The following is a 15,735-nucleotide window of genomic DNA, read 5'->3' as shown; positions in this document are numbered from 1 at the left end:
CCAAGGGTGCCTTTATGTTATTGGTGATAGCTTAAACAGGTTTCTACTTCCTCTTTCGAGCCGAGAATCACCGCGACACGCTGGTGAATTTGCTGCGGCTCTACTTCCATAATCCGCTGCTCGCCCGTACTTGCCAAACCTCCAGCTTGTTCAATTAGCATAGCCATCGGGTTAGCTTCATAAAGGAGGCGCAGTTTATAAGGCTTGTCGGGGTTTTTAGTATCGGCCGGGTAGGTAAACAGGCCGCCACGACAGAGCACGCGATGGACATCGCCGACCATGGCGGCTATCCAGCGCATATTAAAGTTTTTGCCACGAGGGCCGCTCTTACCGGCAAGTAAATCGGCGATGTATTGCTGCATCGGCGCTTGCCAATGCCGTTGGTTAGAGGCATTAATTGCGAATTCTTGGGTCTGTGCTGGCACTGAAGCAAAATCTTGCGTTAGCAAGAAGCTGCCGTGGGTTCTATCTAAGGTGAAAAGGCGAGTGCCTTTACCTGTGGTGAGCGCCAGCATCGTTGACGGGCCATATAAAACATAACCCGCCGCGACCTGCTGCTCACCTTTTTGTAGGAAAATGGCTGGATCGCTGGCATTGGCTTCTTTAGGTACGCGCATCACCGAGAAAATAGTGCCCACTAGGGAATTAATATCGGTATTAGAAGAACCATCAAGCGGGTCAAAGGCAACAATGTAGTCGGCCTCAGGGTTACCAGCTACGGTCCCCTCTTCCTCTTCAGAGGCGATGGCTTTAACGTAACCTGACTCCAACAAGATATCTTTGAGGAGTTGGTTCGATAACACGTCTAACTTCTTTTGTGTTTCACCTTGAATATTCTCATCTAAGGTGGAGCCAAGTACGCCAGAAAGAGCACCTTGACTGACTCGGAAAGAGATCTCCTTACACGCGGCCAAAATGGTGCGAATAAGGGAGATAAGATCGCGTGGGCAACCGTCTTCTAGCAATACCGGAGGGAGTCTGCGCATGCTGTTTTGTTCCTTAGTCTGTTGGGCCTAAGCGGCTGAAAATGTGAGAGAGTACCGCTCAGAATACGCTGTTTATTTATCGTGTTGCGGTTGTAGATTGGCGCCGAGTGGATATACTCAATGGCGATAATTTCTACACTCTACAAACGATACCAATAACAAAGTGAGAACCATGGTGAAACCGCAGATACTACGAATCGCACTGTTCCTCTTGTTGCTGCCTATGATAACCCAAGCGCACGCAGCAATTAAGTCTATCAGCCAGTTTACGCAAAATATGAGCAAGTATCCTGGTTATTTCACGTTTTACTATGCCAATGATGAAGGCAAACTGTACTTGGAAGTAGATAAACTTAAACAGCCGTTTTTGCTGCAACAAAGCTTACCTTATGGTGTCGGTTCGAACGATATTGGTTTAGATCGCGGTCAGTTGGGCAATACCTACTTGGCGCAGTTTGAGCGCATGGGTAACAAGGTGATGTTACGAGCCCTTAATAGCTATTATCGAGCCTCTAGCAGTAATCAGGCGGAACAGCAAAGCGTGCGTGAAGCGTTCGCCTCAAGCATTCTCCATGGGTTTGAAATTAAAGCGCTCACCGATACTCGGGTGGTGATTGATTATACTCCCTACCTGCTGAGTGATGTACATGGCGTGAGCCGCACTTTAGCGGCGCGTAAGCAAGGCCACTTTAACTTAGACACCTCACGTAGCGCCGTGCACATGCCGCGCAGTAAGTCTTTTGTGAACAATACCGAGTTGGAAGCGGTGCTAACGTTCAGCGGCACTAAGCCTGGTGAATACGTAAAGCAGGTCAGTGCCGACCCTTATGCGCTGACGGTGCATATGCATCATTCATTGATTGCATTGCCAGACGACAATTATCAACCGCGCGAGTTTCACCCGCAGTCGGGTTATTGGAGTATCGAGCATAAAGACTATTCGGCGCCACTGGGGGAGAGCATGTATGTGCGCTATATCCCGCGCCATCGACTGGAGAAAAAACACCCGAATAAAGCATTAAGTGAAGCTGTTAAGCCGATCGTTTACTACCTTGACCCCGGGGTGCCTGAGCCGGTGCGCACAGCATTACTCGATGGTGCCAAGTGGTGGAACAGTGCCTTTGAAAAGGCGGGCTACAAAAATGCCTTCCAAGTGAAAATGTTACCCGAGCATGCCGACCCCATGGATGTGCGCTATAACGTGATTCAGTGGGTCCACCGCGCCACGAGGGGCTGGTCTTATGGTGGCTCAGTGATTGACCCGCGTACCGGAGAGATTATCAAAGGTCATGTAACCTTGGGATCGCTACGTGTACGCCAAGACATTTTAATAGCCGAAGCCTTGGCTGCCCCCTATAAAAAGGGTGATGAGGTTACCGATAAGCTACAAGCCATGGCGCTCGATCGCATCCGTCAACTCAGTGCGCATGAAATAGGCCACACCCTAGGGATCGCTCATAACTTTGCCGCCTCAAGCCGTGCCCGAGCCTCGGTCATGGATTATCCGCACCCGTTAGTGGCGCTCAATCAGCAAGGTCAGTTAGATACCACCAAGGGCTATGCCAAAGGCATGGGGCTGTGGGATGAACAGGTGATTAAATATGGCTACAGTGATTTTCGTGGCCAGGACGAAGGCGAGCAGTTGCATGCTATTTTGGCGCAAAATCGTGAATTGGGATTAGAGTTTATCTCTGATCGCGATGCCCGAGCTCAAGGCGGCGCCCACCCGAGCGGTCACCTATGGGATAATGGTGAAGACCCTGCTGCTGAGCTACAACGTGTGATGCAAGTGCGCAAACAGGCACTGGCGCGATTTGGTATCGAGAATGTCAAAGCGGGCACCTCCTTATCGCAGCTGGAGGAAGTGCTAGTGCCCTTGTATCTATTTCACCGCTATCAAGTTGAGGCGGCGGTGAAGTTAGTCGGGGGCGTTGATTACAGTTATGAAGTGCGCAGTGCGCAACCGGTGCAAGGAACCCAAGTCGTTGCTCGAGAGCGCCAACAAAGTGCGTTTCAAGCGCTATTGGCAACTCTCGATGCGCAGCAGTTAGTGTTACCCGAGAGTGTGGTGGCGTTGATCCCGCCGAAAGCCTATGGCGAATACCCAACCCGTGAAAGTATAAAAGGGCGTACCGGGATCACCCTTGATGCCATGGCGCTTCCTGAGGTGGCGGCAAATCATACGTTGGCACTGTTGTTTCACCCTGAACGTCTAAATCGCCTTGCCCAACAAGGGGCCCGTAGCGAGCAATCGTTTGGGCTCGATAACTTACTTGAGCAGTTTGTTGCCCGCATTTTTGATAATGAGCATCCCAGCGCGATGGCGGCGAAAGTGCAACATCGCATTCAGTGGTTGAGTGCTCAGCATTTTGTTAATTTAGTCAGTAGCGACAAAGTGGCGCCTGAAGTACAAGCTCAATTCAAGTACTACTTGCGCCAAATTGCCGATGACTATCAACAAGATAAGCTGCTAGGCAGCGTGAGTAGCGGCGAAAGTGCCTTTAAACAACATTTAGCTGATGCCATTAACCAATTCCTAGAGCGCGGTCAGTGGCCGCAAAGCTTTAAACCTTTACCTATGCCGCCGGGTTCACCTATCTAAGTTATTTTGGCATCATATAGAGCCGCTCAGTATGACTAAGGTGCTGAGCGGCTTTCTTTTCGCCAATGGAAAATTCTATGCACATACATATTCTCGGCATTTGCGGCACCTTTATGGGCGGTATCGCCGCTATTGCCAAGGCTTTAGGGCATCAGGTAACCGGCTCTGATGAAAATGTTTACCCGCCCATGAGCACCCAACTGGAGCAGCTGGGGATTGAACTCGTACAGGGCTATGATCCGAGCCAACTTAATCCAGCTCCCGATGTGGTTATAATTGGCAATGCCATGAGTCGCGGCAATCCTTGTGTCGAGTATGTATTAGATAAAGGCTTGCGCTATACCTCTGGCCCTGAGTGGTTAAAGGAGCACCTACTACGCGACAGTTGGGTGCTTGCTGTGGCCGGCACTCATGGTAAAACCACCACGGCGAGTATGTTAGCGTGGATACTGGAGTACGCAGGGCTCAAGCCGGGCTTTCTCATTGGCGGAGTGGTGCAAAACTTTGGCGTGTCGGCACGCCTTGGTGAGACGCCTTTTTTTGTTATTGAGGCGGATGAGTACGATACCGCATTTTTTGATAAGCGCAGCAAGTTTGTCCACTATCTGCCACGGACCTTAGTATTAAATAACTTAGAGTTTGATCACGCCGATATATTTCCAGACTTAGCGGCAATACAAACCCAGTTTCATCACCTGATGCGCACCTTACCAGGCAGCGGCAAGGTGATTTATCCGCAACAGGATCACGCCTTGGCAGAAGTGATCGACCGAGGCTGTTGGAGCGAATATGAAGTACTGGCCCCACAGCAGTGGCATTATCGTCTGCGTAGCGCCGATGGCAGTGCCTTCGACGTACTTTATCAGGGTGAAGTGCAAGGCTGCGTAAACTGGCAGGCAATTGGCGAGCACAACGTGAATAACGCTTTGATGGCGATCGCTGCCGCGCGTCACGCTGGAGTGGCGGTGGCAACCAGTATTGCTGCACTAGGGCAGTTTCAATCGCCAAAACGGCGGATGGAATTAAAGGGCCAAGTAGCGGGGGTCACCGTTTATGACGATTTTGCCCATCACCCTACCGCAATAGCCACTACCTTGGCCGGGCTTCGTGCTAAGGTAGGCGATGAGCGTATTATTGCAGTGCTGGAGCCGCGCTCGAACACCATGAAAATGGGCGTACATAAAGACACCCTGATGGCGTCATTGCAGGCAGCTGATAACTGCTTTTTATACCAGCCCCCTGGTCTGGGGTGGTCATTGACAGAGCAAGCTGACAAAGCGGGTGCGCACTGTGAACACGATATTGATGCGCTAGTAGAGAACATCATTGCCGAAGCCGCGCCGAACAGCCATATATTGGTTATGAGTAACGGCGGCTTTGGCGGCATTCACCAACGTTTACTTGATGCCTTAGCGAATAAGGAAAAGGTATGAGCCAATTCAAAGAACCAATCACCTTAGCCTTTAGTGGCGCCTCGGGCGCTCCCTATGGTTTGCGTTTGCTCGAAGTGTTACTTCAGCAAGGGCACCAGGTGTTTGTGTTAATTTCCAGTGCGGCGCGGGTGGTGCTGGACACCGAATCGAACATCAAACTCTCTGCGAATGAGCAAAAAGCCACGGCACAGTTGAGCGAGCGCTTTGGCGCCGAACCTGGACAACTGCAGGTGTTTGGCAAAGACAACTGGTTTAGTCCTGTGGCTTCGGGCTCAGCGGCACCGAAAAAAATGGTGGTGTGCCCATGCAGCGCTGGTGCAGTATCCGCCATTGCCGTTGGTGCCTCGGATAATCTCCTTGAGCGCGCTGCGGATGTGGTCATCAAAGAACGCGGACAGTTAATTTTAGTGCCCCGAGAAACGCCTTTTAATGAAATTCATCTTGAGAATATGCTCAAGCTATCGCGCTTAGGAGTCACTATTATGCCGGCGGCGCCGGGCTTTTATCATCAACCGCAGAGTATTGCTGAGTTGGTGGACTTTATGGTGGCGCGGATCCTCGACCACCTCGGAATCGAACAACAATTGACCTCACGTTGGGGTTATGGAGAGCAAAAGTAAATGACAGTGGCATTGAATATTGAAGGACTCACCAAAACCTATAAAAATGGCGTACAAGCAGTGAAAGGGATCGACCTGCAAGTACAGCAAGGCGACTTTTTTGCTTTGTTAGGCCCTAATGGTGCCGGTAAGTCGACCACCATCGGCGTGATTTCATCGTTAGTGAACAAAACCTCAGGTAAAGTCGAAGTATTTGGCCACAACATTGATACTGACTTAGAGGCGGCGAAGTCAGAGTTGGGCTTAGTACCACAAGAGTTCAACTTCAGTCAGTTTGAAACTCTACAACAAATCCTGGTGAACCAGGCGGGCTATTATGGTGTGCCGCGCGGCGAAGCCCATAAACGTGCAGATAAGTACCTAAAGCAATTAGGTTTACTGGATAAAAAAGACAAACAAGCACGTAGCCTCTCCGGCGGGATGAAACGCCGATTAATGATTGCACGGGCGTTAATGCACGAGCCCAAGTTGCTTATCTTGGATGAGCCAACGGCCGGGGTTGATATCGAATTACGGCGCTCGATGTGGGACTTTTTGCGCGAAATTAACCGCCAAGGGGTGACTATTATCCTAACCACTCATTACCTTGAAGAGGCGGAGTTGCTGTGTAAAAACATCGCTATTATCGACCAAGGTATTATTGTTGAGCACACCACGATTAAAGCGTTGCTAGCTAAGTTGGACAAAGAAACCTTTATTCTCGATTTGCAACAACCGGCTAAGCCGGTGAGCTTGCCTGGCTACGAATTCACCCTGAGCGATGAGCATACCGTTGAGGTGGAAGTAGCGAAATCACAAGGTTTGAATGAGGTCTTTAATGCCTTAACGGCGCAAGGCAACACGGTATTGAGTATGCGCAATAAGGCTAACCGCCTGGAAGAATTGTTTGTGGGTTTGTTGAATCAAGAGCGAGGACAGTCTTAATGTTGAAGTATGGCGTAGCGCTAAAAAGTATTTGGATTAAAGAGTGTATTCGCTTTTTGCGTATCTGGGTGCAAACCCTTGTGCCTCCCGCGATTACCATGACCCTGTACTTCGTTATCTTTGGCAGTTTAATTGGCTCGCGTATTGGCGAAATGGGCGGCTTTACCTACATGGAGTTTATTGTCCCCGGACTTATTATGATGTCGGTGATCACCAACTCCTACTCGAATGTGGCCTCTAGTTTTTACTCTACTAAGTTTCAAAAAAGCATTGAAGAGCTGCTGGTGGCGCCCGTGCCCAATTACATTATTGTATTAGGGTACATGGGTGGGGGCATGGCTCGTGGCATGCTCGTAGGTTTAATGGTGACCTTAGTGTCGCTGTTTTTTGTCGATATCCAAATTCATAATATATTTGTGATTATCGCCACGGTTATTCTGACCTCAGCAGTATTTGCTCTAGGTGGATTGATTAACGCGGTTTATGCCAATAGTTTCGATGACATCAGCATCATCCCGACCTTTGTGCTCACACCATTGACCTACCTTGGTGGGGTGTTTTATTCCATTACTCTGCTACCTGAGTTTTGGCAGGGAGTGTCGCAAATCAACCCGATCATTTACATGGTTAATGCCTTTAGATTTGGCTTTTTAGGGGTGTCGGATGTCAATATTTGGGTATCATTTGCGGTGCTGCTACTGTTTATCACCGCCTTATTTACTTTGGCACTGACTTTAATTCGCAAAGGTGTGGGGTTACGTCACTGATGGTTGATGCAAGTTCTCGTGCGATTGTTTCGAACCAACCGAGCCTCCATGACAAGCTCGATGATATCGTCACTAAGCACCTTAATGCTGAGTTTAAAAAGCCGATAGCCGCGCACACTCAGCGCGCTTTTGATGAAGTAAACGATAAAGTACAACAAGCCAACGGACCTATCATTTTGGACTCCTGTTGTGGTGTTGGTGAAAGTACCGCTAATTTAGCTAAAGTGCACCCTGATGCCTTGATTATTGGTGTTGATAAGTCAGCGCATCGTTTGCACAAACACGACGTGCAGTACCGCCAAGATGAGGGAGGAGAGTACCTGCTAGTGCAAGCAGACTTGAATGACTTTTGGCGCTTGGCAAAGCAAGCTCAGTGGCAACCGAGTCATCACTACTTGCTCTATCCGAATCCTTGGCCGAAGGCTAAGCATATCCAACGTCGCTGGCACGGCGCTGCTATTTTTCCGACTATTGTTGCCTTAGGCGGGCGTCTAGAGCTGCGCAGCAATTGGCATATTTATGTTCGTGAGTTTGCCAGAGCATTGCAATTGGCAGGGCACCCAACGGCTGTTGAGCCTTATCATAGCGACACCGCGATCACGCCGTTTGAGCGCAAGTATTGGGCCAGTGGCCAAAGCAGTTATCGCTTGGTTGTCGACTTATAAATACTAGCCGAGTGTTACTCGGCTTTTTTCTTCTCGCCAACCTTTGGCTCTTCACCTTTGAATAAACGCACCATATTTGCGCGGTGGCGAAAAATAATGACGACGGTTAAAAACGTGACAGGCAGAGTGTATAAGGGTTTTATCAACCACGTGTACAGTGGCGCTAACGACACGGTTACCAATGCAGCCAACGACGAATAGCGAGTCAGCGCAACGACACTGGCCCAAGTAAGAATAAGCAATCCCCCGAGCGATAAACCTATCGGTAGTAAGGCACCAAAGGCGGTGGCCACGGCTTTGCCGCCCTTAAAGCCAAAAAAGAGTGGGTAGATGTGCCCTAAACATGCGGCCACGGCAACCAAGCCTAAATAGATAGGATTTATGCCCATAAAGTAGGCTCCCCATACGGGTATGGTGCCTTTTAAAATATCAAAGCACAGCACCATCACCGCAGGCAGTCTGCCGCCTAAACGATAAACATTCGTGGCACCGGGATTTTTTGAGCCCGCTTTTCTTGGGTCTGGCAACGCAAACAGATGACAAATCAGTACTGCCGATGAGACCGAGCCTAAGAGGTAGGCAAAAATGCACATTAACGCCGCTAACACTGTCATCCTTATTTTTTAATTGTACGTTTTGGGCTATTATCGCCGCTCATTGTTTATTTGAGCAGTTTGTCTGGCTCAGGGTACTGAGTTTAACGCCGCGTAGGTATCCGACCAGCTGGCATTGGAGCCGAAGAGATGGATAAAGTCTATATATCGCAACTAAAGGTCGACACCATAATAGGAGTGTACGACTTTGAGAAAGAATGTAAACAGAGCCTGTATTTTGACATCGAAATGGATTGTGATATTGCCGCTGCGGCAGCCAGCGATGACCTATCTCAGACAATAGATTATGCCGAAGTGAGCCGCCGTGTGACCGAGCACTGTATTGCGAAACCGGTCGAGCTGTTGGAAACCCTTTTAGAGCAGTTAGCGGCACTCATCCTAGCAGAGTTTGCCACCAATAAGGTGAGCATCAAGGTCAGCAAACCTGCAGCCGTACCACAAGCACAAACGGTGGGGGTGATGATCACCCGTAGTAAGCACTAGTTATGGCGCGTATTTACATTAGCTTGGGCTCTAATATCAACAAGCACGAAAACTTAAGCAAAGGTTTATCTGCGCTGCGCTATTATTTCGGCGCCTTAGAGCACTCGAGTGTGTTTGAAAGTGAAGCGGTCGGCTTTAATGGCAGTAACTTTTATAACTCGGTTGCTGGCGTCGATACCGATATGACGCTGCATCAAGTATGCGCTTTATTAAAGCAAATTGAACGAGATCATGGCCGTACTCCGGCAGATAAAAAGTTTAGTCCACGCACGTTGGACCTCGACTTACTCTTTTACGACGATGTGATTTGCGATACGCCAGCGCAACTGCCGCGAGATGAAATTACTAAAAATGCTTTTGTGCTTTGGCCTTTATTTGAAATAGCCCCTGATTTTTACCACCCCATTGCGCAAGCGACCATCGCTGAGCTTTGGCAGGGTTATGATAAATCTCAACAAAAACTATGGAAGGTAGCTTTCGAATGACCATTCTTGCGATCATCGTTTTAGCCATTATACAGGGCCTCACTGAATTCTTACCTATTTCCAGCTCGGCACACCTTATTTTGCCATCACAGCTTTTAGGCTGGCAGGATCAAGGTTTAGCTTTTGATGTTGCCGTGCATGTCGGCTCGTTGCTGGCGGTGATGATTTATTTTCGTAAAGAGATTGGCGATATTGTTGTTGCTTGGTTTAAATCGTTTGGCTCTCAGGGCGCAAGCGATGACAGTCGTCTTGGCTGGTACATTTTGCTGGCCACCATTCCTGCTGGGTTAGCGGCGCAAGTATTTGAAGACTTGATAGAACAGCACTTACGTGCCGCTATTGTCATTGCCATTACCACCATTTTCTTCGGTCTGGTTTTGTGGTGGGCAGATTTTAAAGCCAAAGAAACTAAGAATATTTATCAGCTGAACTGGAAATCGGCTCTGTTGATTGGTGTGGCGCAAGCTGTTGCGCTGATCCCGGGCACCTCGCGCTCAGGTATTACCATGACCGCCGGCCTGTTTTTGGGCTTAAATAAGCAAAGCGCGGCACGCTTTTCGTTTTTACTCTCAGTGCCGGTTATTGGCGGTATGGGATTGATTAAAACGGTGCAGTTGGCGACAGGCGATACCGCAGTTGATTGGCAGGCACTGACCCTAGGTGCAGGGCTTTCATTTGTCGCCGCCTATGCCTGTATCTTCCTATTTTTAAAATACATTGAGCGCATGGGAATGCTGCCATTTGTTATTTATCGCTTAATCTTAGGGGTTGGGCTACTGGCCTTTTTGCTTTATAGCTAGTGCTACTAGCCCTTTTTATTTAGCCCTCAAGAGCTTCGCGGATAGCTGCTAATCGCCCCTGCTGCAAAGCCGTTTTAATTGCAGCGCCACTGATCCCTTGTTGGATATAGGTTTGGGCACTGACTTGTTGCGCATGGTGCGCGGCTTGGCGTATTTGATGCTGAGTATCAAACTGGCCCAAGGTGTAGGCATCGTAACTTATCAGTAATTGATTGAGGTGCTCTGGGCGGCGCCATAAATCAATGGCATTAAATAGCTCCAGCAGTATCTCAGCATCATAATGGGCCAGTGTCTGATGATGTTGGGCCAACAATTGAGCGCTGTGAATAAATTGATTAGGGACGCGAAAATGTTGGAAAAAAGCTGCGCGTTCATCGTGACTGAGCTTACACATGAGTAGTGCGAAATGGACAGTAGCCGCTAAGCTTTGCTGGCGTGCATAGTCAATACGCGGGGTTAGCCAAACGTGCTGTTCAGGCCAGTGAGTGGCGAGTGCAGGGCATAATTCAGTTAAAGCTTGTGCCTGATACAACGCATCAACGAAGCAGTCGATATAGCCGTCTTCCAGAGCTTTATGCCATTCTAACCAAACGCGCTCTGGTGTTAAGCTTGCAAGTTCGCCACTGGCGGCTATCTGTCGCATTAGCGCTAGTGTTTCATCAGCAATCGTGAAGCCCAATTCATGGTAACGAGCGCGAAAGCGTGCGACTCGAAGCACCCGCAGCGGGTCTTCACTAAAGGCAGGGCTGACATGACGTAATATGCGTTGCTCAAGGTCCTTCTGGCCATGATAAGGGTCAATCAGTTGACCTTGAGCATCTTCAGCAATGGCATTGACCGTTAAATCGCGTCGCGCTAAGTCCTGCTCTAGTGTGATGTCTGGCGTAAAGTCGCAAATAAACCCGGTATACCCTTGTCCCTGCTTACGCTCTGTGCGTGCCAGAGCATGCTCATCCTTGGTTTTGGGGTGCAAAAAAACGGGAAAGTCCTTACCTACTTGAGTAAAGCCCAGCGTCTTCATTTGCTCTACCGTCGCACCGACCACAACGTAATCGTACTCTTTGACTTTGCGGCCTAATAATTTATCTCGTACTGCGCCGCCGACAAGGTAGGTTTGCATGCCCATTCCGTTATTGTGCTGTTATTAATGGTGATGATTGTATCAGAGTTTTCTCGCTGGCGTTTTTTTGTCATTATAGGCGCGATAATAAAAAACGACTGTGCGCAGCGATTGCTCGGCGCAGTTAACCTGGGCGACAAACTCAAAGGACCTTGTTTGTGTATCAAGACTATTTTGGCTTAAGCGAAAAGCCGTTCTCTATTGCGCCGAATCCAGAATACTTGTATTTGAGTGAACGTCACAAAGAGGCGCTTGCCCATTTAACGCACGGGCTTGGGGAGTCAGGCGGGTTTGTATTGCTGACTGGTGAAGTGGGCACGGGGAAAACCACCGTCACTCGTTGTATGTTAGAGCAAGTGCCAGACTCTACACAGGTTGCGTTTATTCTTAACCCAACCTTATCTGAGCTGGAATTACTGGCGAGTATTTGTGATGAGTTGGCTATTTCGTATGACCCAGAAAAAGCCACCCTGAAGGTGCTGACGGACTTAATTAAAGCGCGCTTACTGGATAATCACCAGCAAGGGCGTCATACCATGTTGATCATTGATGAAGCGCAACATCTCGCTCCACAAGTGTTAGAGCAATTGCGATTACTGACTAACTTGGAAACAAACCACAAAAAATTGCTGCAAATTATCCTTGTGGGTCAACCCGAGCTACAAACTCTATTGCGTCGCAATGAATTGCGCCAACTTGCGCAGCGCATTACCGCGCGCTATCACTTATTGCCGTTAGCTTTGACTCAGGTGGATGCTTATATAAAACACCGTTTAAAGGTAGCAGGGGGCCGACAAACCTTGTTCGACAAAGGTGCAGTAAAGTACGTGCATCAACTTACAGGGGGGATCCCTAGGCTGATTAACTTGTTGTGTGAACGAGCTTTATTAGGAGCATATTCGGCGCAGGTGAATCACATTAATAAGCGTATTATTGTGCAAGCAGCGCGTGAAGCCTTGCCTGAAACAGAGCAATCTCTGCCTCGCCAACAAGGTCGGCATTGGCGATTTATTTTCACCCTCGGTGGCATTATGATGCTATTTGCCCTGGGCATTGGCTTATCTTACATCATTTAAGGCAACTATTTATGTCACTGTTATTAGATGCACTCAAACAATCACAAAACCCCGGTGCACAGCTTCCCGGCGAAGGCCTTGAGCAGCAACAGGCGCTGCGTTTTTATCGACGTTTAACTTGGTCTTTGCTGTTAGTTGTTATTGTATTGATTACCTTAGCCATCGGGTATTTTGTCGGTAAGCAATGGCAGTTACACACGCAGCCTCAGGAGCACCCAAGTAAGCAAGCGAAAGCGGCGATTGCATCGCCTGTAAAACGCTCAGACGCGACTGAGCAAGCGCCTACTACAGCCACGGATAGTGAGGCAAATGTGGCAACGTCCCCGGGACAAGTCAATATGCAAGCATTGCAAATGCCAGGGCAAGTGAACCCTTATCAGCAAATGGTTCCTGTGTATGTTATGCCGCAAATGACCCAACCTTATTCAGCACCTGGGGCTTACATGCAATGGGTGCCAACACAGGCTAATACCGCTATGCAAATACAGCCTCACTATCAGGCTAACATGAATACGCAAGCAGCAAACCAAGGGCAATATAGGGTGGTTGGGCAGCCCATGGCACAGACCCATGCTTATCCACAGTCTAAGCAAATGAATAACGCCTACAACAATGGCTTGAGCAATCAAAATGACAGCGGTGCTGAGCGCACCTATGAGCAACAAAATGATGCTCAATTAGCTGGGGTATCTGATGATTTAAAACGCGCATTTGCCGATGCCGTGGCAGCCACTGAAAATATGGAAACCGATGACTCAGTCACCACCGCAAGTCGCGCCAGCTCAATGGCAGATCCAATAGAGCTATTGCCTGAGACCATACAGAACCGTATTCCTAAACTTGTTTATCAAGCTCATATTTATGCCACAGAGCAAAGCAAACGGTGGATAAAAATCAATGGTTACGAACTGTATGAGGGCGATTCTGTGGGTCGTCTACGGGTCGTAGAAATTACCCCAGAGCAGAGCATTTTGAGCATTGATAACTATGAATTTAGCCTCGAAGCGATGCAAGATTGGCCGTAGCGCTAAGCGATTAAGGGGAAGTGTGTAACACTTCCCCTAGTGGATTTTAGCGCTGCCAAAAACGTAACTGACGTAGCTGCTCGACAAATTGAGTGATATCAGTCGAGCCGAAGTCTATCCAACCCTCGTCTTTGCTTTGTCCAAGGCCAGCAGCAGAGATTAAAGTCGAGATATGCTCGGTATAACCGATAAACTTCATGTGCGCGTGAGCATCACTAATAAAGTCCTTGGCCTCAGCAATATCAGCTAACTTTTCAGCACCTTCTTCGGTAGTTAACACGGCTATTGCGTCATACAGTACAGAAGGCCCGCCGTTGATAACTTGATCAGCCTGTTGATGATGGCCGCAGCTTGATTTTGCGCCTCCGACCTGCGCCGCTATCACTTCATAGCGTGCGCCCTCGTTGTCTAATGCAGTGGTCAGCGCTTTAAAAAGTGTTAAATCGAAACCATCACTGATTAGAATCCCCAGTTTTCGGCCAGCAAAAGTGTGCGCAGTATTTTTCAAAATACTCAATGCATCTGATGTAGGTAAATCATCTCGAGTGGGCATAGCTGCTTGTGCGGGCTCCGGCATAGTTTGCAGGCGTAGACCATCGGCGACCTCACTAGCTAAGGTGGTATCAATATTAAGTAAGTGTGAGACCACGCGTTCACGAATGGCAAGGTGCTCTACTTTAGATAGCTCGAATACCAGAGCATAGTGAATATGAGCTTGCTCTATCGGCGTTTGACTGAGGTAAAACTGCCTTGCTTGACTATAGTGATCGGCAAAGGTCTCTGAACGATAACGAAGTTTATCGCCGTCTGTATGCTCTGAAGCGCTTTTATATCCTGTTGTTGGACACTCTCGAGGATTATGCTCATGTTCTTGCCAAGAGTTCGGCTCATAGTTTATGCGGCCTTTGGGGTTGTGCATGGCCATATGACCATCTTGGTGAAAGTGAGCCATTGGGCATTTTGGGGCGTTCACTGGGATATGAGTAAAATTAGGACCCCCTAAGCGCTTAGTTTGCGTATCTAGATACGAAAAATTGCGCCCCTGTAACAATGGGTCCGGAGTAAAATCTAATCCCGGGACAATATTTTGTGTACAAAAAGCAACTTGTTCTGTTTCTGCAAAAAAGTTATCAACGGCGCGGTTGAGTACCATGCGGCCAACTATTTGCACCGGCACTTGCTCCTCGGGAATAAGCTTGGTGGCATCGAGCACATCAAACTCGAACTGATCAGCAAACTCTTGGCTGAACACCTGAACCCCTAGCTCCCACTCGGGGTAGTCGCCTTTGGCAATCGATTCCCACATATCACGACGATGATAGTCGGGATCTGCGCCGTTCAGCTTCAGTGCTTCGTTCCAAACCACCGATTGCATCCCCTGTTTTGGTTTCCAATGAAATTTAACGTAGTTTTCCTCTCCCTCGGCATTGATAAACTTAAAGGTATGCACGCCAAAACCTTCCATAAAGCGCAGTGAACGGGGAATAGCGCGGTCCGACATGGCCCACATAACCATGTGCATGGACTCCGGCGTAAGACTGATAAAATCCCAAAAGTTGTCATGAGCCGTTTGTGCCTGCGGAAACCCTCTGTCCGGCTCTGCCTTGGCGCTATGAATGAGGTCTGGGAATTTCATTGCGTCTTGAATGAAAAATACCGGAATGTTATTTCCCACTAAATCCCAATTACCTTCTTGGGTATAGAATTTTACTGCAAAGCCACGAACATCACGCGCTAAATCAGGTGAGCCTTTATTGCCAGCCACGGTTGAAAAGCGAGCAAAAACTGGGGTCTTCTCACCTTTACGTTGAAATAAGTCAGCGCAAGTTAATTGCGAGAGTGATTCATAAGTCTCGAAGTAACCGTGCGCACCGTAACCGCGAGCATGCACCACTCGTTCAGGGATACGCTCATGATCAAAGTGAAATAGTTTCTCACGTAGCACATGATCTTCTAGTAGCCCTGGGCCACGCTTAGCGGCGGTCAGTGAGTTTTGATTATCACTTACCGGGCAGCCTTGAGCTGTGGTCATCGTTGGGTGCTTATCTGCTGCTTTTTGGTGAAGCTCGCCACCACTGCCTTTATTGCCTTGGTATTTAAATGATTCAGCCATTTGCCATCCTTATTGCTCATTT

The 15,735-nt window shown here is 48.6% G+C and carries 15 protein-coding genes; 11 read left to right on the top strand and 4 right to left on the bottom strand.

The features are described from left to right. Positions 1-17: 17 nt before the first annotated feature. Positions 18-986, bottom strand: coding sequence for a class 1 fructose-bisphosphatase (locus FIU82_RS12580; RefSeq protein WP_152441203.1), 969 nt, complete (start codon positions 984-986; stop codon positions 18-20). 172 nt (positions 987-1,158) lie between these two features. Here FIU82_RS12580 and FIU82_RS12575 point away from each other — a divergent pair, with 172 nt between their 5' ends. From FIU82_RS12575 to FIU82_RS12550, 6 genes are all read left to right on the top strand, one after another. Beyond that, positions 1,159-3,588: a zinc-dependent metalloprotease gene (locus tag FIU82_RS12575; protein WP_152441202.1), complete on the top strand. Its 2,430-nt coding sequence runs from the start codon at positions 1,159-1,161 to the stop codon at positions 3,586-3,588. A 77-nt stretch (positions 3,589-3,665) separates the two neighbouring features. Continuing rightward, on the top strand, positions 3,666-5,021 hold the full coding sequence (gene mpl, locus FIU82_RS12570) for a UDP-N-acetylmuramate:L-alanyl-gamma-D-glutamyl-meso-diaminopimelate ligase (RefSeq protein ID WP_152441201.1): 1,356 nt from the start codon (positions 3,666-3,668) through the stop codon (positions 5,019-5,021). Further along, positions 5,018-5,641 (top strand): flavin prenyltransferase UbiX, encoded by a 624-nt coding sequence (locus FIU82_RS12565; RefSeq protein ID WP_152441200.1) that lies wholly within the window; start codon positions 5,018-5,020, stop codon positions 5,639-5,641. Before mpl ends, FIU82_RS12565 begins: the two co-directional genes overlap by 4 nt. Continuing rightward, a complete protein-coding gene (locus FIU82_RS12560; RefSeq protein ID WP_022943356.1) occupies positions 5,642-6,565 on the top strand; it encodes an ABC transporter ATP-binding protein in 924 nt (307 codons plus the stop codon). After that, positions 6,565-7,332, top strand: a complete 768-nt coding sequence (locus FIU82_RS12555; protein ID WP_022943357.1) for an ABC transporter permease — start codon at positions 6,565-6,567, stop codon at positions 7,330-7,332. Before FIU82_RS12560 ends, FIU82_RS12555 begins: the two co-directional genes overlap by 1 nt. Further along, positions 7,332-7,997: a tRNA (guanosine(46)-N(7))-methyltransferase TrmB gene (locus FIU82_RS12550; protein ID WP_053909777.1), complete on the top strand. Its 666-nt coding sequence runs from the start codon at positions 7,332-7,334 to the stop codon at positions 7,995-7,997. Before FIU82_RS12555 ends, FIU82_RS12550 begins: the two co-directional genes overlap by 1 nt. Before the next feature lie 14 nt (positions 7,998-8,011). Here the strand turns inward: FIU82_RS12550 and plsY are convergent, their stop codons facing one another. After that, positions 8,012-8,605: a glycerol-3-phosphate 1-O-acyltransferase PlsY gene (gene plsY / locus FIU82_RS12545; protein WP_152441199.1), complete on the bottom strand. Its 594-nt coding sequence runs from the start codon at positions 8,603-8,605 to the stop codon at positions 8,012-8,014. Positions 8,606-8,740: 135 nt separating this feature from the next. Here plsY and folB point away from each other — a divergent pair, with 135 nt between their 5' ends. The 3 genes from folB to FIU82_RS12530 are packed head-to-tail and all read left to right on the top strand — an operon-like array spanning position 8,741 to position 10,379. Further along, positions 8,741-9,094 carry a dihydroneopterin aldolase gene (gene folB, locus FIU82_RS12540; RefSeq protein ID WP_022943360.1) on the top strand — a complete coding sequence of 118 codons (354 nt, stop codon included), beginning with the start codon at positions 8,741-8,743 and terminating at the stop codon, positions 9,092-9,094. Between the two features lie 2 nt (positions 9,095-9,096). Beyond that, the gene (folK, locus tag FIU82_RS12535; protein ID WP_045979263.1) at positions 9,097-9,579 is read left to right on the top strand and encodes a 2-amino-4-hydroxy-6-hydroxymethyldihydropteridine diphosphokinase; all 483 of its coding nucleotides are present in this window, start codon (positions 9,097-9,099) and stop codon (positions 9,577-9,579) included. Continuing rightward, positions 9,576-10,379, top strand: a complete 804-nt coding sequence (locus FIU82_RS12530) for an undecaprenyl-diphosphate phosphatase (RefSeq protein ID WP_045979264.1) — start codon at positions 9,576-9,578, stop codon at positions 10,377-10,379. Before folK ends, FIU82_RS12530 begins: the two co-directional genes overlap by 4 nt. A gap of 19 nt (positions 10,380-10,398) precedes the next feature. Here the strand turns inward: FIU82_RS12530 and FIU82_RS12525 are convergent, their stop codons facing one another. Beyond that, on the bottom strand, positions 10,399-11,499 hold the full coding sequence (locus FIU82_RS12525) for a tRNA nucleotidyltransferase (protein WP_152441198.1): 1,101 nt from the start codon (positions 11,497-11,499) through the stop codon (positions 10,399-10,401). Positions 11,500-11,657: 158 nt separating this feature from the next. Here FIU82_RS12525 and FIU82_RS12520 point away from each other — a divergent pair, with 158 nt between their 5' ends. Beyond that, complete coding sequence (locus FIU82_RS12520; protein WP_138587726.1) at positions 11,658-12,575, top strand: ExeA family protein; 918 nt, start codon at positions 11,658-11,660, stop codon at positions 12,573-12,575. Between the two features lie 11 nt (positions 12,576-12,586). Further along, a complete protein-coding gene (locus FIU82_RS12515; RefSeq protein ID WP_152441197.1) occupies positions 12,587-13,600 on the top strand; it encodes a general secretion pathway protein GspB in 1,014 nt (337 codons plus the stop codon). 46 nt (positions 13,601-13,646) lie between these two features. Here the strand turns inward: FIU82_RS12515 and FIU82_RS12510 are convergent, their stop codons facing one another. After that, a complete protein-coding gene (locus FIU82_RS12510) occupies positions 13,647-15,713 on the bottom strand; it encodes a catalase (RefSeq protein WP_152441196.1) in 2,067 nt (688 codons plus the stop codon). Positions 15,714-15,735 lie beyond the last annotated feature (22 nt).

Origin of the sequence: Pseudoalteromonas sp. THAF3 (assembly GCF_009363775.1) — a bacterium.
GTDB lineage: Bacteria > Pseudomonadota > Gammaproteobacteria > Enterobacterales > Alteromonadaceae > Pseudoalteromonas > Pseudoalteromonas ruthenica.
The sequence above is the reverse complement of the archived record's forward strand: the minus strand, read 5'-3'. Positions and strand labels throughout refer to the sequence as shown.